The 17,341-nt window shown below is 53.9% G+C and carries 20 protein-coding genes and 2 pseudogenes; 17 read left to right on the forward strand and 5 right to left on the reverse strand.

Features of this window, described 5'->3' with window-relative positions:
* Positions 1 to 145: 145 nt before the first annotated feature.
* The 7 genes and pseudogenes from trxB to JCM15764_RS21185 all read left to right on the forward strand — a co-directional run bounded on the left by trxB (position 146) and on the right by JCM15764_RS21185 (position 8,748).
* Positions 146 to 1,095 (forward strand): annotated as a pseudogene (gene trxB / locus JCM15764_RS01730) (thioredoxin-disulfide reductase).
* A gap of 87 nt (positions 1,096 to 1,182) precedes the next feature.
* Entirely contained in the window at positions 1,183 to 2,712 is a 1,530-nt protein-coding gene (locus JCM15764_RS01735; protein WP_054691955.1) for a YifB family Mg chelatase-like AAA ATPase, read from the forward strand.
* 261 nt (positions 2,713 to 2,973) lie between these two features.
* Positions 2,974 to 3,849, forward strand: a complete 876-nt coding sequence (locus JCM15764_RS01740; protein WP_054691959.1) for a PhnD/SsuA/transferrin family substrate-binding protein — start codon at positions 2,974 to 2,976, stop codon at positions 3,847 to 3,849.
* Between the two features lie 91 nt (positions 3,850 to 3,940).
* The gene (locus JCM15764_RS01745; RefSeq protein ID WP_243688153.1) at positions 3,941 to 5,341 is read left to right on the forward strand and encodes an ATP-binding protein; all 1,401 of its coding nucleotides are present in this window, start codon (positions 3,941 to 3,943) and stop codon (positions 5,339 to 5,341) included.
* A complete protein-coding gene (locus tag JCM15764_RS01750) occupies positions 5,307 to 6,662 on the forward strand; it encodes a sigma-54-dependent transcriptional regulator (RefSeq protein ID WP_054691964.1) in 1,356 nt (451 codons plus the stop codon). Before JCM15764_RS01745 ends, JCM15764_RS01750 begins: the two co-directional genes overlap by 35 nt.
* 437 nt (positions 6,663 to 7,099) lie before the next feature.
* Positions 7,100 to 8,062, forward strand: a complete 963-nt coding sequence (locus JCM15764_RS01755; protein ID WP_054691967.1) for an MtrB/PioB family outer membrane beta-barrel protein — start codon at positions 7,100 to 7,102, stop codon at positions 8,060 to 8,062.
* A gap of 482 nt (positions 8,063 to 8,544) precedes the next feature.
* Positions 8,545 to 8,748, forward strand: coding sequence for a hypothetical protein (locus JCM15764_RS21185; RefSeq protein WP_243688154.1), 204 nt, complete (start codon positions 8,545 to 8,547; stop codon positions 8,746 to 8,748).
* A 281-nt stretch (positions 8,749 to 9,029) separates the two neighbouring features.
* On the opposite strand, the gene JCM15764_RS01765 is transcribed toward JCM15764_RS21185, so the two are convergent.
* The 3 genes and pseudogenes from JCM15764_RS01765 to JCM15764_RS21195 form a co-directional block, all read right to left on the reverse strand.
* Positions 9,030 to 9,428 (reverse strand): hypothetical protein, encoded by a 399-nt coding sequence (locus tag JCM15764_RS01765; protein WP_243688182.1) that lies wholly within the window; start codon positions 9,426 to 9,428, stop codon positions 9,030 to 9,032.
* Positions 9,376 to 10,163, reverse strand: a pseudogene (locus JCM15764_RS01770) (transporter). Before JCM15764_RS01770 ends, JCM15764_RS01765 begins: the two are co-directional and overlap by 53 nt.
* A 177-nt stretch (positions 10,164 to 10,340) precedes the next feature.
* Positions 10,341 to 10,655, reverse strand: a complete 315-nt coding sequence (locus JCM15764_RS21195) for a DUF3793 family protein (protein WP_369412218.1) — start codon at positions 10,653 to 10,655, stop codon at positions 10,341 to 10,343.
* Positions 10,656 to 11,129: 474 nt separating this feature from the next.
* Between JCM15764_RS21195 and JCM15764_RS01780 the strand changes: the two genes are divergently transcribed.
* From JCM15764_RS01780 to JCM15764_RS01805, 10 genes are all read left to right on the forward strand, one after another.
* Positions 11,130 to 11,720 (forward strand): TetR/AcrR family transcriptional regulator, encoded by a 591-nt coding sequence (locus JCM15764_RS01780; protein ID WP_054691974.1) that lies wholly within the window; start codon positions 11,130 to 11,132, stop codon positions 11,718 to 11,720.
* 139 nt (positions 11,721 to 11,859) lie between these two features.
* Entirely contained in the window at positions 11,860 to 12,648 is a 789-nt protein-coding gene (locus JCM15764_RS21200) for a TolC family protein (RefSeq protein WP_243688157.1), read from the forward strand.
* Positions 12,612 to 12,794 carry a hypothetical protein gene (locus JCM15764_RS27665; protein WP_369412219.1) on the forward strand — a complete coding sequence of 61 codons (183 nt, stop codon included), beginning with the start codon at positions 12,612 to 12,614 and terminating at the stop codon, positions 12,792 to 12,794. The genes JCM15764_RS21200 and JCM15764_RS27665 overlap by 37 nt, the downstream gene beginning before the upstream one ends.
* On the forward strand, positions 12,791 to 13,204 hold the full coding sequence (locus JCM15764_RS21205) for a TolC family protein (protein WP_369412220.1): 414 nt from the start codon (positions 12,791 to 12,793) through the stop codon (positions 13,202 to 13,204). The genes JCM15764_RS27665 and JCM15764_RS21205 overlap by 4 nt, the downstream gene beginning before the upstream one ends.
* The gene (locus JCM15764_RS01790; RefSeq protein ID WP_054691977.1) at positions 13,183 to 14,355 is read left to right on the forward strand and encodes an efflux RND transporter periplasmic adaptor subunit; all 1,173 of its coding nucleotides are present in this window, start codon (positions 13,183 to 13,185) and stop codon (positions 14,353 to 14,355) included. Before JCM15764_RS21205 ends, JCM15764_RS01790 begins: the two co-directional genes overlap by 22 nt.
* Positions 14,352 to 14,489, forward strand: coding sequence for a hypothetical protein (locus JCM15764_RS29135; protein ID WP_279384200.1), 138 nt, complete (start codon positions 14,352 to 14,354; stop codon positions 14,487 to 14,489). Before JCM15764_RS01790 ends, JCM15764_RS29135 begins: the two co-directional genes overlap by 4 nt.
* A gap of 208 nt (positions 14,490 to 14,697) precedes the next feature.
* Positions 14,698 to 15,552: an ABC transporter permease gene (locus JCM15764_RS01795; protein ID WP_279384201.1), complete on the forward strand. Its 855-nt coding sequence runs from the start codon at positions 14,698 to 14,700 to the stop codon at positions 15,550 to 15,552.
* Positions 15,553 to 15,557: 5 nt separating this feature from the next.
* A complete protein-coding gene (locus JCM15764_RS29140; RefSeq protein WP_279384202.1) occupies positions 15,558 to 15,722 on the forward strand; it encodes a hypothetical protein in 165 nt (54 codons plus the stop codon).
* On the forward strand, positions 15,722 to 16,285 hold the full coding sequence (locus JCM15764_RS01800; protein ID WP_279384219.1) for an ABC transporter ATP-binding protein: 564 nt from the start codon (positions 15,722 to 15,724) through the stop codon (positions 16,283 to 16,285). The genes JCM15764_RS29140 and JCM15764_RS01800 overlap by 1 nt, the downstream gene beginning before the upstream one ends.
* A 33-nt stretch (positions 16,286 to 16,318) precedes the next feature.
* Positions 16,319 to 16,537, forward strand: a complete 219-nt coding sequence (locus JCM15764_RS01805) for a hypothetical protein (protein ID WP_054691979.1) — start codon at positions 16,319 to 16,321, stop codon at positions 16,535 to 16,537.
* A 67-nt stretch (positions 16,538 to 16,604) separates the two neighbouring features.
* Here JCM15764_RS01805 and JCM15764_RS29145 read toward each other — a convergent pair whose 3' ends face one another.
* Together JCM15764_RS29145 and JCM15764_RS29150 are read right to left on the reverse strand one after the other, a co-directional pair.
* Positions 16,605 to 16,940 carry a cation efflux transmembrane domain-containing protein gene (locus JCM15764_RS29145; protein ID WP_439645242.1) on the reverse strand — a complete coding sequence of 112 codons (336 nt, stop codon included), beginning with the start codon at positions 16,938 to 16,940 and terminating at the stop codon, positions 16,605 to 16,607.
* Between the two features lie 20 nt (positions 16,941 to 16,960).
* Positions 16,961 to 17,251: a hypothetical protein gene (locus JCM15764_RS29150; protein ID WP_439645243.1), complete on the reverse strand. Its 291-nt coding sequence runs from the start codon at positions 17,249 to 17,251 to the stop codon at positions 16,961 to 16,963.
* Between the last annotated feature and the right edge of the window lie 90 nt (positions 17,252 to 17,341).

Consider the following 17,341-nt stretch of genomic DNA (forward strand, 5'->3'; position numbering starts at 1 on the left):
CCTCCTTGTGCATAGCAAATATATGTGTGTGAAGTTTAACAGAGCCCTGGCGCACGGTCAATGACAAAGACCCTGTTGCTGCCTTGCAATTTGCCTATCATACTGGTATCTTATCGCCAAACTTAGACTATCGGGAGAGTTTCGAATGGCAATAACACATCACAGGCTGATTATTCTCGGTTCCGGACCGGCGGGCTATACGGCGGCCATATATGCAGCCAGAGCCAATCTCAACCCGGTGATAATCACCGGTCTGCAGCAGGGTGGACAGCTGACGACGACAACCGAGGTTGACAACTGGCCGGGGGACTTCGAAGGGGTCCAGGGGCCTGAGCTGATGGAGCGTATGCTCAAGCATGCGGAGCGATTCAACACCCGGATCATCTATGACCACATCAATAAAACGGATTTGCAGCAGCGTCCTTTTATCCTCGAAGGGGATTCCGGCGCCTACAGCTGCGATGCCCTCATCATTGCCACAGGAGCTTCTGCCAATACCTGGGGCTTCCCTCGGAGCAGGCCTTCAAGGGCAGGGGGGTTTCGGCCTGCGCCACCTGTGACGGGTTCTTTTACCGCAACAAGCCCGTTGCCGTCATCGGCGGCGGCAATACTGCCGTCGAAGAGGCACTATACCTGGCCAATATAGCCAGCCACGTCTTCGTCATCCACCGCCGCGACCAGTTCCGCGCGGAAAAGATCCTGGCCGACCGCTTGATCGAAAAGACCAAGGGGGGCAATGTCACCATTGAATGGCATCACACCCTGGATGAAGTGCTTGGCGACGAGTCCGGGGTAACCGGCATCCGTATCCGCCATACCAGCGGTTCCACCAAGGACCTCTCGGTCCATGGCTGCTTCATTGCCATCGGCCACACCCCCAATACCCAGATTTTCGAAGGACAACTGGACATGGAAGGTGGCTATATTCGCACCCTTTGCGGCACAGAGGGTAACATGACCGCCACCAGTATCCCCGGCGTCTTTGCTGCCGGCGACGTGCAGGACCAGTATTACCGTCAGGCCATTACCTCAGCCGGTACCGGCTGTATGGCGGCGCTGGATGCGGAGCGTTATCTGGATATGCTGAAATCGTGAGGGGTAAGGAGTAAGGGGTGAGGTGAAAAAACTGTCTTACCTCCTCACTCCTCACCCTTCACCCCTCACCGAAAAGACGGAGGTTCCATGCTTGCCAAGGTTCTCAGCAGTGCGCTCTTGGGTATCGATGCCATAATGGTCGATGTGGAGGTGGATATTGCCCAGGGACTGCCCCAGTTCGCAACGGTTGGGCTCCCTGATGGGGCAGTGAAGGAGAGCAAGGATCGGGTAAAATCGGCGCTGAAAAATTCCGGCTATGAATTCCCCAATCGCAAGATCACCGTCAACCTGGCCCCTGCCGATGTGAAAAAGGAAGGGGCAGCCTTCGACCTCCCCATCTCCATCGGCATCATGGCCGCAACCGGGATCGTCAAGCCCGACCACCTGAAAAAATACCTGCTTCTGGGGGAACTCTCCCTGGATGGGGGCGTCAAACCGGTTCGAGGTTGTCTTTCCGTGGCAGTGGCGGCAAAAAATGCCGGGCTTGCCGGTATCATCGTTCCCGAAGAGAATGCCCGCGAAGGGGCGGTGGTCGAGGGAATAGAAGTTATCGGCGTATCCGAACTGGCCCAGGTTGTAGAATTTCTCAACGGCGAACGCCCCATCATTCCCTATTCAGTAGATATTCAACAGCTCTTCAGCCAAAACTCCGAGCACAACGACGATTTTTCTGAAGTCAAGGGGCAGGAACACGCCAAGCGGGCGCTGGAGGTGGCGGCTGCCGGCGGGCACAATATTTTGATGATCGGTCCACCAGGTTCGGGCAAGACCATGCTTGCCCGGCGGATTCCTTCCATTCTCCCCACCATGTCCTTCAACGAGGCAATAGAAACTTCGAAAATCTACAGCGTCATGGGGCTACTCGACCGTGACCGGGCGCTGGTTTCCGGTCGTCCCTTCCGCAGCCCCCACCATACCATCTCCGACATCGGTCTGATCGGCGGCGGCAATACCCCCAAACCGGGGGAGGTGAGCCTTTCCCACAACGGGGTCCTGTTCCTCGACGAGCTGCCGGAATTTAAAAAACATGTGCTGGAAGTGCTGCGCCAACCCCTTGAGGACGGCCGGGTTACCATTTCCCGCGCCCTTACCTCACTTACCTATCCGTCCCGGATCATGCTCGTCACCGCCATGAATCCCTGCCCCTGCGGTTACCTGGGTGACCCCCTCCACCAATGCTCATGCACGCCGGTAATGATTCACCGCTATCGTTCCCGCATCTCCGGTCCTCTCCTGGACCGCATTGACATCCACATCGAGGTGCCTGCCGTCAAATATCGAGATCTGGCCGATCGCAGTGAGGGTGAGAGCTCTGCAGCCATAGCAGGCAGGGTAGAGCATTCGAGAAACCTCCAGCTGGAGCGCTTCAAGGGAAGCAAAGTCCACTGCAATGCCCAGATGACGCCGCGCTTTATCAAGAAATTCTGCGAACCGGACGCAGCAGGTCAGCGTATGCTGGAGATGGTCACCGACCGCCTCGGCCTCTCCGCGCGGACCTATACCCGGATTCTTAAGGTTGCCCGGACCATCGCCGATCTGGAGGGAAGCGACGGGATTAGAGAAAATCATATCTCGGAAGCGATTCAATATCGCAGCCTGGATCGGAAGATTTCCTAGGAGTCTGTCTGACTTAGGGGATCGTAGGGAGAGGATAGCAGGTCGAGGACAGATTTACGAAAATTTGAAGACGAATAGTGGACCTATTGGTCGAAAATTTCCGGGGAATATGGGCCGTTCTGCTATTCTCGCAGCAGATTCATTCCTAAGTCCGACAGACTCCTAGATATCGAACTGCCGCACCAGTCTATAACAGTCTGTGCAGCAGCCGGAAAACCGGATTGTACCTTATGATCGTAGTGCACTGCGGTGGAGTCACAGATGGTTTCAAGATCTTTCGTCTTATTGCTACTCCTGGTACCGATTTTTGCCGCCACTGTCAGCAGCGCTGGAACCGATAAGCCTATCGTCCGTTTCGGCATCAATCTCCGCCACAGCCCCATCGCACTCTATGAGCGCTACCAGCCGCTTATGGATTACCTGACCAGGAATACTCCCTATCGTTTTGAGCTTAAAGTCAGCCGCAGTTATCGGGAGGCGCTCCGGGACCTTGAACAAGGAAGAACCCAGATAGCTTCCCTGGGGGATGGCGCATTCCTCGATGCAATGCTGATATACGGAGCGACACCGGTAGTTAAACCTCTTAACCGCGAAGGAAAACCCTTTTATCGGTGCTTGATAGTTGCACAGAGCGGCGTAGGGTTGACACGGATGACTGATTTACCGGGGAAAAGGGTTGCCTTCGGTTCACACCATTCCATCAGCGGTAATCTCATTCCCAGGATTCTCCTGGGCAATCAGGGGATCTCATCGGCGGAACTTGCCGATTCAGTCAACCTGGAAAATCACACCGCCGTCACCAAGGCAGTTTTGAAGGGTATGTTCGATGCCGGTGCGGTGAAAGACGTTTTCGCCGAAAGGTACCAGCGATTCGGCTTGCGGGTGCTGGCTGTGTCGGACCCGATCCCCTCGGCGCCCTTGGTCGCCGGAGGTACTGCACCGAAAGGGCTTGTCAAAGCTGTTGCCGAGGCGCTTTTAAAACTGGATCCCGGTAATCCCCATGACCGCAGAACCATGTCGACTTGGGACAGGGAGTTTCAGAACGGTTTTGCGCCCGCCCATCCCGTTGATTACCGTGATCTCCTCAGGCAGTTCAAATCCATTCCCAATGGTTGCGGCGCAGCGTGCCACAGATGAAGACCCCGTTCGTCCTCAGTATCAAGACCAAGTTTTTCCTGACCGCAGCTGTTATCATGGCGTTTTCTTCCGCAACGTGGGGGGGCTGGGCATGGTACAACGAGCGCCAGCATCTTCACCAGAAGCTGAGGGAAAACGGCAAACTTCTGGTGACTGCCTTCGTGCGCCAATCATCAATGCCTTCATTTATGAAGATGCCGGCCTCCTTGACGATGTGGGGGTACTGGACACATTCGTCGAAGAGGTGATCAAATCCCCCGAGCTTTCCACCGTCTATGTATTCATCACCGACAAGGACGGAAAGATCCTTGCCCACAATGATTATACAAACTTCGGCTCCATCGCTTCAGACCACCTTACCCGCACCGCCCTGCAAAGCCAGCATTTTCTGAGTGAGGTCACCCGGTTAAAATCCAATGAAGATGTTCTTGATCTGGCCCTGCCGCTCCTGGTGGCGGGAAAGAGCTGGGGGACCCTGCGCGTGGGGCTTTCAATGACCCCACTGCAGCGTGAGCTGGACACCTTGAAATGGCAGGTTTTTACCTTCGCCGGCATTTTTTTTCTTTTTGGAACTGCCGCATTCTACATTATCGGCTTGACCATGTCGCGACCGTTGGAGCAGCTTTCCCAGGCCATGTCAGACCTGAACCAGGACTCGCTCCCGGCGGTGCCGGAGGCGACCGGGAGGCAGGATGAAATAGGAGACCTGCAGGAGAGCTTCCGTCAAATGGTGCTCAGGCTGCAGCAAAGTGAGAAGGGACGTCAGCTTGCGGTGAGCCGCCTGCTCCGAGCCGAAAAACTCGCTACCATCGGTGAGATTGTGGCTGGGGTCGCCCATGAGGTCAATAACCCGCTGGGAGCCATGGCTTTCAGTATCGCGTCACTGGAGAAAAAAGCCCCCCAGGAACTCATTCGTCATATCGGAATTGTCAAAGGTGGATTGTCACGCATCGAAACCATTGTCCGCCAGTTGTCGGAATTCAGCCGGGCGGGGAGTCTCGATCTTGGATGCATAAAAAGCGATGTGTTCTTCAAGGAGACAGCGCAATTTGCTGTCATGGCATTGAAGAGGTTTCCGGTCCGCTTCACGGCACTGGATGAATGTGTGCCATGCAGCCTCTTTCTCGACAAGGGAAAGATGCATCAGGTGGTGCTGAACCTGTTGCTTAATGCCGGGAATGCCTCGCCCGCCGGCGGCTGCGTCCGATTGACGGCTGCCGTTGCTGACGGGTTCTACCTGCTCTCGGTAAAGGATCAGGGGAAGGGGATAGCAGCAGAGCAGCAACCACTCATTTTTGAACTGTTCTATACCACCAATCTGGCTGGTGAAGGGAGCGGCATTGGTCTTGCAATCTGCAAAAACATCGTGGAAATGCACCGGGGCGAAATAGTCGTCGTCAGCACCCCGGGAGAGACCATCTTTACCGTCAAGATCCCCTTAGTCACCGGAGAAATGAATGGAAGCCCTGAAGTTACTGATTGTCGAGGATGACCCACTCTTTGGTGAAGCGGTAGTCGATGCCATCAGGGAGGCCGGGTATGGGGTCAGACTGGCCGTGAATGGCGCAGAGGCATTGGAAGCTGCAACCGACGAGAGCTTTGACATGGTCCTGCAGGACATCAGGCTTCCTGATGCCAATGGGCTCCATGTTCTGCGTGAAATACTGCTTCTGCAACCCCACTGCAAGGCTCTCGTCATTACCGGTCATGCAACAGTCGACAGTGCCATCGAAGCAATGAAACTCGGTGCCTGCGATTTGCTGACCAAGCCTTTTCCCCTTGAGTTCCTGCTCGTGAAGCTGGAAAAAGCCCTAAAAATCAGAGCCATGGAGCACGAACTTGATGGTTTCAGGAAAACGGCTGCAGCCAGGGTGCAGATTATAAGCCGTAGCCCGGCCATGAGGAATGTGATGGAAATGGCTCGTGCCGTGGCCAATACGGACGCAACCGTACTCATCCATGGTGAAAGCGGCACCGGCAAAGAGCTTCTGGCCGACGCAATCCATAGGCAGAGTCGGCGCGCCGGGCACGCCTGCGTCAAGATCAACTGCGCCGCCATTCCTGAGAACCTCGTGGAGAGCGAGCTTTTCGGTGTGGAACGGGGAGCCTTTACCGGAGCGGATCGCAGTCGTCGCGGTTTGCTGGAGATGGCAGCCGGCGGATCTCTCTTTCTCGATGAGATCGGAGAGATGCCCCTGCCGGTCCAGGGCAAGCTTCTCAGGGTGCTTGAAGAAAAGGTCGCCTTCCGGGTCGGCGGTACCAGCGCCTACAAGGCGGATTTCAGGCTCATTGCGGCGACCCACCGCGATCTGAAGGCGATGATCGATCAACGGATCTTCAGGGAAGACCTCTTTTTCAGGCTCAATGTGGTTCCTATTTCTATTCCGCCTTTGAGAGAGCGGCGGGAAGACATACCGCTGCTTGTGGTGCATTTTCTGAAGCAAATTGCCAAGGAGGGCGGCCGGAGAGTCACCTTTGCGCCTGAAACGATGCATTTGCTCAGCAACTATGACTTTCCGGGCAATGTCCGGGAGTTGCGAAATATCATTGAGCAGTTCTCCATCTTGTATCCGGGTGAGATCATCAAGCCTCACCATATACCGGTTTCGCTCAAGAGCGACTCTCAACTAGGCAGTATCTTTGAGCGCCATACCGTAGGCAGGCCGCTCAAGGAGGCTGTCTCGGAATTCGAACACCGCTACATCGAGAAAGTCATCAGAAGCACCTCGGGTAACAGGTCACGAGCCGCTGAAGTCCTGGGCCTGTCCCGAAAAGTGCTTTGGGAAAAGCTTAAACGCAAATCTGATGATTGAGAAGGCTTGCCTTCGCACGTGATCCCACCGAACTGCTACTTTTTCGTAACAATTCACTCGCCGATTATAAGCATTGCCTAATCCGCTGAAATGACCAGCTGCCCCCTTTTTCATATTTTCCCACAAACGCTCCACTCTTCATTCCTATCCCCGCTATTGTTTCTTGTCCTTTAACAACAACCCTTTAAGGGTGGCGCCCTTGGTGCCCTCAACTGCGATTATTGAGAGGTCTTTAATTTTTTACGCCGTTTTCTGGTGCTTGGCACAATTATTGGTAATATATAGCAATTCCAGGAAGGGGGTGGATATACAAATCAGAAGGATCCAATGTTTTTGAATCAAAAATCATGCAGGAGGATTATTAATGAGACAAAAAACGATGTTAAAAACACTGTTGCTACTTTCGACGCTCACCGGTTGCCTGATGCTGTCACCTGTTGAAGCCGCTCACCGTAATCGCCGAAGGTTTCTGGGAAGGATGGGACCGGGAGCAACTGCGGATTGACGGCACCAACGAAGTTGGCGTGGGCGGCGGATTCGTATACAAACCCGGTAAGGCAGCAAGACTGAACGGTAACTATCGCTATTCCCACCGCACCGTCGATGGCTACAAAACAGGAAACACTCCTGAAAACCCGGAAGCCGTAGGCTTGGTCAACTATGACTGGGCAGACAGGCTCCGGCACAAGGCCGATCTCCGTTTCCAGATGATACCTCTTGACGCTCTTACTGTCGCACTCTCCGGCCAGTATCTGAATGACGAATACGGCAACGACAACCTGTTTGGTCTGAAGAAGAACGAAAATTACACCGGCGCAATCGATATCAGTTACGCCGTTTCGGAGGCTCTCTCTTTCTACGGCAACTACGTGAAGGAATTCCGCAAAGGGGCGATGCAATCAGCCGCAAAGGACGACGCCTTCGACAACCCTGCAACAGCGGCCAACGAAACGACTATCGGAGGGTTCAATCCTGAGAACTACTGGAATACCGACATCTATGAAAAGGTTAATTCATTCGGTGTCGGAGCGACAGTGCAGGTCATTCCGAGCAAGCTGGCTGTCACCACCGGTTACACCTATTCCAGCAGCAAGATGGACTTCAATACCATCAACCCCAACGGGGCAGTTAAGCTGGCAAACGCCGCCGCTCAAGCCTGGCCGACGGTTAGAAACCGCCTCCAGGAAGTGAAGACCGATATCAGCTACACCTTCACCAAGAACCTGAAGGCCGGCCTTACCTATGTTTATGAGTGGTATAAGCTTGATGATTTCACCAACACACCAGCTTATATGGCTGGCTCCTCTGTGGAAAACAGCACCAAGTACTTGTTCACCGGCGCCAACAACTACAGCTATGACGCCCATGTGGCAGGAGCATACCTGACCTACAAGTTCTAAAATAAAGTTCCTTCATCGTTGTTATGGGCGCCGGCAACGGCGCCCTTTTTTCTTCCATCTCCGTCCCACAAGATTTACCTATCAATTAGCAAGGGAGAAGAGTAAAGTTAATCGTTGGCATACCTTCAGAATCATTGACAAGCGGTTATTGGTAAACTTTCCAGTATAAAAAAGGAAAAAATGGATAGAGTTAGAATCGGCTGCAACTATTCGAGGCAGCCCTTCTGGAAGGTATGCCTCGGTGTTCCACTCATATATCTGCCGATTATTACCACCGTGCCTTTCGTGGTTACCGGTGTTTTTTTGATTAAGACCCACTTGAGATACGTAGGCGGCATGAACGTCAAATCCTACTGGGATTTTGTACCTGCTGGATTTCTCATCGGTATGGGAATTCGGAGCAGCCCACCATCAATGTTTCCCGGCTCCATTTTGCCCACTACAGGTTTTTCTGGATATTTAACTGCAAGCTCTACTGTCCGTTGAGCGTTGCACTCTTCAGGTATGCCGTATACCTGGTTAAAATAGTGGAAAACTGGTGGTGTCCCTTTGCCCACGACCAGAAACAGGATTATGTAGAAAGCGCTGTCGATAAGTCCTTCTGGCATGTGGACCCGGATGAACTAAACAAGTTGCATCCCGACGACAAGGAGAACCGGATCTGGAATGAGAAAGGGGCGCAGTAGCTCGTTTCAGTCCAGAACGGCTATTACGGGTTGAGCATCAGGCTTGGATATGGTGGATACAAGGTCCATACAGTCAAGCCATGGGCCAGGCCCTTTAAATGAGGTGTAAAACAATGACGATCAAATGCGGTAAGGTTGTAAGTCACACAGTAGCCCAGGAATGGGGTACCGGAAAGGTGGTCGAGGTTGGTCCCGTCAGTGCGACGATTCTATTCAGTGACGGAGTTACCAGGAAAATTGCCTCCTCCCATTACACTAACCTTTTACCGGCCGATCCGGCTTCATTCGTGCCGATTCCCGAAGTTATCCCCGTTGCCAAGGTACGGGTGGCGGCCAAACGGGTGAAAAAAGTGAAACAAGTGGAAATCTGAAATTGATGCGCTTGTTTGCAAGACCTCTTCGCCTCGTTTCTCTGTTTTGATTGTGAAGCGGGGCTGGAGGGGCCAACAGCCCCGCTCCCAAGCATCAATCCAGTCGCCAAAGGGCGGATAGGTCGAAGGTAGTTTGAAGACCAGCCACACGGCGGCCAGGAAGATGGGGATGCCGAAGAAGGTGGCAAAACGTACCGCCACAATTTCCCCTTTTTCATTCATACTAACAGAGCCAGTGGCACCATCAGTTATCTCCTTAAAACCGGTAAGCAATTCCTGCCAGGTATGAAACATCAGCTTCGGGGCCATTGAGGCCTCCTTTGATACCCAGATCCAGATCCAGATCCTCCGTCACCGAATAGATCACTCCTCCGAGCAGGAAGGCGGGCCAGGCGTGAGAGCCACGACTACCGTTTGTCTCCACCCCGATATTGGCCACCAGCTGCAGGTCCTTGACAATTTCACAGGATGCTGCTGCCGAGCATGCCAGATGTTGCTGCGATTACTCTCCTTGTCTGCATCAAGCTTGAACTCGTTTCTGGTATAGGCGGCATTTACGTGGAAGGTGAACGGCTCAAGTTCCTGGGAGGCGATCATGGCCACCCCGTATGAGACTTTGCCATTGCCCAGCCCACGGTTCTCGTTGCCGGAGGGAATGGTCAACCCAGGCTTTACCGCCATACTGAAGCTCTTGTAGTTCAGAAAACGCCATTTGAGCTCCAGCGAGACGTCGCCAGCGCCGTTCTCGTCACCGGCCAAAATGCCGTCTTCCTTGACCCGGCTCCAAACCCACGGAGCGCCGATAACCAGATCGACGTTATCGAAGATGCCGGCAGAGAATGCCGCTGCCAGTTCTGCGCCGGTCTCCCTGGTCTCCACTCCGTCGAACACTTCCTTGTCCCGGCTTACTTCGCCGTTCAGCTCCAGTTGAAATTTACCCTTCCCCTGGGTTCCCGTGTCATCAGTAATCAACGGGTGTGCCGCGAATGCGGAACCGCTCAAGCTAACGACAAGACCACCAACTACCGCCAATTTTCTGATCATACCGGTACTACCCCCATTAATTATTATTTTTAACTTTTGGCTTCCGCGTTACGTCTGACCTGCCAGTCAGGCATTCAGACGGTGATGCGCCTTTGGACAAATCAGCAGCCATCCGGCTGCGGCAACAGCGGAAGGTTTCGGCAAGGCAAAGGCTGGCCTGGGGCTCGCCGTATATCTTCACGGGCCCTGGCAGGTGAAGGGGATTCGTGCCAATCCCATGAATCCGACCACATCCTTCAAGGGGTATCCGAGGAAAATACCGATCTCATGGGGAAACCCGTCGGCAGCAAGACACCTGGCAAATCGAGCGAGCACCTGTGGGAGAGCCACCTCTTCCGCATAACCTGCGCGAGCCAGGATGGCACGAACAGCGGGTTTTTCGAGGAGATTGGCGAGCGCATCGGGGCGATAAAGGAGAAGCAGCACAGAATCTCCCGGTCTGTCAGCTCGTAGGCCTCCAGGGGGGTGGTCGCCACGACCGTTTTCCCCCACTTTTTCCAAAGCTGGTACGGATTTCTGCCGCAGGCGTAGGTGCGGTTCGGAATGGAAAAGAGGTTTGCCGGCTTGATACCGGCGACTACCTCTGCCGATTCAAGGGCCAGAAAGGAAGCAAGGCATTCCCTGGGCTCGATAAAACGCGTGGCTATATCTCTCCAGACCGTCCGGCGAGAGCTCGGTTCTTTTGCCGGAACATCTTTGCCGGCATTGGCCCCAGTATGGAAAACATGATCGCTTAAAAGCTGTGATTGCCCCACTTTCTCCTCCTAAAAATATAGGACGAATTTACGGAAATTGAAAATCAATGTCAACTAAAATTTGCTCTTGCTTGCTATGTTCATGTGCGAGCGCAATTTTCAACAGTTACTTATTGTGACAGGATTACAATAGTGGACCTTTTGCAATTTCATCTTGACCGGTTATCTGTCATCGATTAATATGCGAATTAATATTCGCATGAGGTGGTTGATGTTACAAAAAAAAAGCACCCGTGTCCGCAAGGAAGAGATCGTTCAGGCTGCCCTTGAGGTGATCGGCCGTAAGGGGGTACGTGCACTTACCATCTCCGCCATTGCCGATGCAGCCGGCATGAGTGAGGCCAACATTTATCGTCATTTTGCCGGCAAGGATGAGATTTTCTCTGCTCTTGGGGAATTCATCGGCAGTGCGGTCATGGGCAAGGCAGCCACCATTGCCGGAGGAAGCCGTAAGCCGCTGGAAAAACTGGAAATCATCTTCTTTTCCCATATCGCTCTTCTCGCAGAACATCCGGGGATACCACGCTTTGTTTTTGCCGACGATATTCATCTTGGAAACCGCAATCTGGCGGACATGCTGGCTCTGCGCATCAATAACTACATTGAAACCATAACCGGCGTCATTGCTGCAGGGGTTGCCGAAGGCGAGCTGAGGCAGGGACTTGCTCCCCGGCAAACCGCCCTGACACTCCTCGGCATGATCCAGTTCACCGCCGTACGATGGAATATGAGCAATGCATCCTTTGATATTCAAGCAGAGGCGGAAAAGCTCTGGCAAAATTTCATCTCCCTGGTCGGCTGATTTTTTTTCGCATATATGTGAATAGACAATCACTTTACATTGCTTTTATCATATAATTAAATTATAAGGGATTATGTGGAGAAATGAAATGAAGGTGAAGAACCGATGCAGCAAAAAGTTATCAAGGAGGAATTGCCCGATGAGTGATTCCCGAGCAGAGAACCATGACGTCCAGATAAGAAAATCGATTTGGTTGCTTTTCATTTTGTTGTTAGCGGTTTCCCCTTCGCCGCTCTTCGCTGCTTCACCTCTGTCCCTTGATGAAGCATTGGTGATGGCTCTAAAAAAACACCCCCAGCTGCTCGAAGCAAGAGAAAACGTGAATGGCTCCGAGGCCAGGACAGGTCTGGCTCTGGCTAACTACTATCCCCAGATCAGTGTCGTTGCCGATTGGAGCAAAGGGCGTTCTTATTTTGGTCCTCTTGAAAGAGCCATATCAACAGAGGTACATACGGAAGCCATGTACCTGAAGCAGACCATATATGATTTCGGTCGCACAAAGGGAGCAGTTGACGCAGCGCAGAGCGCTCGTGAGGCTGCAGCTGAAACTGTCGCCGTTGCGCGGCAAGACATAGCTCTCAGGGTGCGCATTGCATTCTATCTTCTGCTGGCCGCTGAGAAACAGGTTTTGGCCACCGGGGAAACAGTCCGGGCGAGGGAGGCAGTCTTTCAGCAGGCCCAGGAATTCTTCAGTCAGGGAATCAGGGCAAAGGTTGAGGTGTCCAGGGCAGAAGCAAATCTGTATGCAGCCAGGACCGCCCTGATCCGGGCGGAGAACAACAGGACCTTGCCAGGGTCGAACTGGCCAACGCCATCGGCATTCCATCATTGGCCGACCGCCAACCTGTGGCGCCGGCAATTGGCTCAGCACCCTTACCCGATGAGGGCCAGGTGCTGCAGGAGGCAATCAGCCGCAGGTCAGAGCTGAAGCAGCTGGATTCCTTGGGATCTGTGGCAGCGGCAAATTTCAAAACGGCAAGAAGCGGTTATCTCCCAATCCTGTCAGGTACCGCCAGTATCGGCTACGCGACCGGAGTTTCCCTCCTGGAGACAATGTCTGGGGAGTTGGCTTGAACCTGACCATGCCGCTCTTCAGCGGGTTTTCCACCAGGGAGCAGGAAAAGGAGTCTTTGGCGGCACTGCGGGGGATTGAAGCCCGGAAAAATAGCGTGAAGCTGCAAGTAGTAAAGGATGTTAAATTCGCCTGGCTTGGGATCAGGGAGGCAACCGACCGTATTCTCTCGACGGAAAAGGAAGTGGCGGCGGCCGGGGAGAATCAGGCTCTGGCCATGGGCCGCTACCAGGAAGGGGTCGGCACTATCGTCGAGGTAACCGATGCTCAGGCTCAGCACTGGATGCGGACACGGCCCACATCCAGGCGGTATATGATTACCAGATCGCCCTGGCCCGTCTTGACCGGGCTGTGGGGAAAGAGTGAGAAGCATTTTCAAAGGGGTGGGGTATGGAACTGTTCAAAACATTGAAGCGGAAGAAGAAGTACCTGATCTGGGTTGTGACCCTGGTAGCTGTAGTCATCCTGCTTAAAGTCACCCTTCTTGCACCGAAGCGGGTCAAGGTGGTCAGGGTTGAAAAACGTGACCTGACGGCTGAAGTATATGGCAACGGCACAGTGGAGGCCAAGGTGGTGGTTGGCGTCTCGAGCAAGATCACCGGCCGGATTGTTGAGCTTTATGCCGATCAGGGTGATCGGGTGAAACGGGGACAGCTTCTGGCGAAACTGGATAATGAAGACTTTCTGCAGCAGGAGCAGCAATCCTGGGCAGGGCTCAATCGATCCGCAGCCAGCTTAAGTGTCGCACAGGCCAACCTGCAGAAGGCGAAAGCCAGTCTGGTTCTTGCTGAAAAAAATGCCAACCGCTTCAAAAACCTGGCTGAAAAAAATCTTGTCTCAAAACTGGAGGCAGAGCAGTACGATACGGCTTGCCGGGTGGCCAGGGAAGAGGTGGCCCGAAGTCAGGCGGAGGTGAAGGCCATGCATATGGAACAGCGAGCAAGTCGCGCCAATCTGGGGTTTGCCCGGAGCAAAGTGAGCGACACCCTTATTTATGCCCCCCAGGACGGCGTTATCATCACCCGTGATCTGGAACAGGGTGCGACGGTCACTCCCGGCGTGTCGATCTTTACCATGGCCGATCCCCGAGTCGTCTGGGTCAAGGCAAACGTGGATGAGTCGCAGCTTAAAGGAGTGGCAATCGGCAAAAAAGCCATGATCACCTTGCGTTCTTCAGCTGCTGAACCGGTTCCCGGCCAGGTGGCCCGACTGGGGCATCAGAGCGACCGGGTGACTGAAGAGCTGGAAGTTGAGGTGGCCTTTACCGACACCTTAAAAGACTTCCGGTTGGGTGAACAGGCGGATGTATATATCGTCACCGGGACGAAAAAAGACGCTCCTGCACTCCCCTCAGCCGCCATTCTTACCAAGGAAAAAAAGCGGGGTGTCTGGGTCATTGTCGAGGGGAGACTTGCCTTCAGACCGGTGACTGTTGGCATCGAAGATCGCCGAAATTCCAGTGAAATTCTTGCCGGGCTTGACGGAACCGATCAGGTTGCCTTGGCACCCCCCTCAAGCATGGCAAAGTTCAAGGATGGCATGCGGGTGAGGCGCTCGCCATGAATCTGGCCATCAGGGATATACGTTATCACCGGGGGAGGTTCATTCTCACCTCCATCGGACTGGGACTGCTCATAGGGATAGTAATGAGCATGGGGGGATCTACCGCGGTCTGGTGGCCGATGCCCTTGAGATAATGACTGCCACCGGAGCTGACCTGTGGGTAGTGCAGGCACATACGAACGGCCCCTTTGCCGAAAGCTCGAGGATTCCCGAAGACATCAAATATCGCATACAGGCAGTGCCTGGAGTAGAAAAAGCATCTCCCTTTCATTTCAAACCATTCAGATCGAGAGAAAGGGGAAACAGTTCCGATTCTTTCTCATCGGTTATAACCTCAGTGGCTTGGGGGGGCCGCCGAATATCATCGCCGGCCGGGATATCCGGCAAAAGCATTATGAGATGGTGGCGGCCAAAGGGATGAAAATGGAGGTCGGCGAGAAAATTCACCTGGGGCTCCACGATTACACGGTCGTGGGCATTACGGACAGGATCGTTTCATCCGGCGGTGACCCGGCAGCTTACGTGAGTCTGGCTGACGCCCAGGAAATACAGTTCAAGAAAGATAACAATGCCATCAGAAACAACCGGGCACGGATCGGAGCAAGTCTGGCCGGCAACCGGTCACTTCCTCCGGCTCAGGCAGGAACCCTCCTGCAGGACGTTACCAACATAGCCGAATCTACTCACACGGTAAACGCGGTGGTGGCACGAATTACTCCCGGGGCGAACCTTCATGAGGTGCAGGAGCGGATCAGCCGTTGGAACCACTTTCGTCCCATTTCGGCGGAAGAACAGACAAAGATCCTCACCAAGGGCATGATCGAGCAGGCGCGGATGCAACTGGGGCTTTTCCGGGTCATGCTGCTGGTAATATCAGGGGTCATCATTGCCCTTATCATCTATACCTCGACCATGGACAAGATCAAGGTTATAGCAACCCTGAAGCTGATCGGCGCCCAAAACCGGGTCATCATCGGCATGATCCTCGAGCAGTCACTCTTGATGGGTCTGATCGCCTATGGCATCGGCTACCTGCTGATCAACCTCACCTATGATAATTTCCCGCGCCGTGTTGTCCTGCAATCATTTGACCTGCAGGTTCTCTTCTTCATAGTTCTCGTAATCTGTACCATTTCAAGCTTTGTCGGCATACGCAAGGCATTCAAGGTCGAGCCGGCTGAGGCCCTGGGAGGGTAAATACCATGTATGCCGTTGAAGTGGAACAACTGACAAAAAGGTACGGCAAGGGTGATACCCTGGTGACCGCCATTGCCGACGCCACCTTTCAGGTCAGGCCGGGGGAACTGGTCGCCATTCTTGGTCCTCCGGGTCGGGGAAGACTACCCTCCTTACTTCGATCGGCCTGATCAACGAGCCGACCCACGGCAAGGTTGTCATTGACGGAGAAAAGGTGGCCGACGAAGGATGGCTGCCGGGACTGGATCTGAAGAAGCTGCGTCGGGAAAAGCTGGGTTTCATCTTCCAGGCCCACAACCTGATCCCCTTTCTCACCGCCCTGGAAAATGTCATGATCGCCCTGGAGATCAACGATCTGCCACGGAAGGAAGCTAAAGCCAGGGCCATCGAACTGCTCCATGCCCTTAACCTCGGCCATCGCCTCAACAGCTACCCCATGTCCCTTTCCAGTGGGGAAGCCCAGCGCGTAGCCATTGCCCGAGCCATGGCCAACAAGCCGCGGGTAATCCTGGCCGATGAACCGACCGCGGCATTGGATACGGAAAACGGGAAAAACGTCATGACTCTGCTGAAAAAGCTGGCTGTGGAAAATCAGTCGGCCATTCTCGTCGTTACCCATGACCATCGTATGGTGGAAGGCTTCGACCGTATTTTCCATGTGAGCGACGGCAGGATTGCCGCCAGGCTCACCGCTCGGGGAAGCGAATTATTCTCGACGCCGACCGGCGACTGAACGTGCTGCGGCCGTTACCAAGGTGATGAAACAATGAACAGACTGCTCGACTACCGGTTTCTTATCCCGATGGCGCTGCTCCTGGGCTTAGCCCCATTTTTCCCCAAACCGCATCTGGTGGAGAAACTCAGCATGCTGCTGGCCGGCACGTTGAAAAGGCCCATCGACATCTTTGACCTGCTTTGGCATATTTGGCCTTTTGTTTTGCTTGGTTGCCGGGTATTCCTGGATTTGAGGGCGCGAAAACAATAATCGCAACTGCCGCTCGATTTCGTTGGGCCATGAACGGGTCTTCGCGCCCTGCCCAATCCCCTGATCGTTAGTCGTGGCAGCTGCAGCTGCATGAGCAGGCAAGGCCGGCGGCCTTGCCGAAGGCTTCCTTTCCTTCCTTCCACGATAAATATGCGATGATCAGTGCTCCGATTGCATCGAGACTGCCGATGCCGGTCAACTCATAGCCGACGCTGGCAGCCATCAGCACCAGGGATAGATAGAGACATGCCCTGGAGCAGGCGGCGTCGGCCAGGATGGCGGGGGACGAGAGCGCCTTGCCGACCTTCATTTTCTGCCGGATCAACAGCCACATGAAGGAGATGGAAACGCCGGAAATGACGATTCCCCAAAGGGTGGTTTCCGGCTTGTGATGTTGCAACATGCTGATGACAGCCGACGCTATCAGCCGGCCGTCAGGATGTAAAACGCCCCACCGGTGATCCTGAGGGCGGTCTGCTCGAACCTGTCCCGCTCTTCTTCACCATTGATCCTTATCCTGCCGAGCATGTGCCACACCCCTACCGCAGAAATGACCTCGATGAAAGAATCGACTCCGAAGCCGAAGAGCGCCAGGGTTTCATCTGCAGCACCGAGTCCCATGGAGGCGACTCCTTCCACAAGGTTGTAGATAATGGTAATAACTGCGAGCAGATGCGCCTTCCCATAGAGATCCTTTATTCCTTTTTCACCCATACTGGCCGCACTCCTTTTTGCTTATTCTGCAGCTACCTTTTACGAAACAATTACAGTAACAAGCCTTTAAGAACTTACAATAGTAGATAA

Source organism: Geotalea toluenoxydans JCM 15764 (assembly GCF_001311985.1).
Classification (GTDB): domain Bacteria; phylum Desulfobacterota; class Desulfuromonadia; order Geobacterales; family Geobacteraceae; genus Geotalea; species Geotalea toluenoxydans.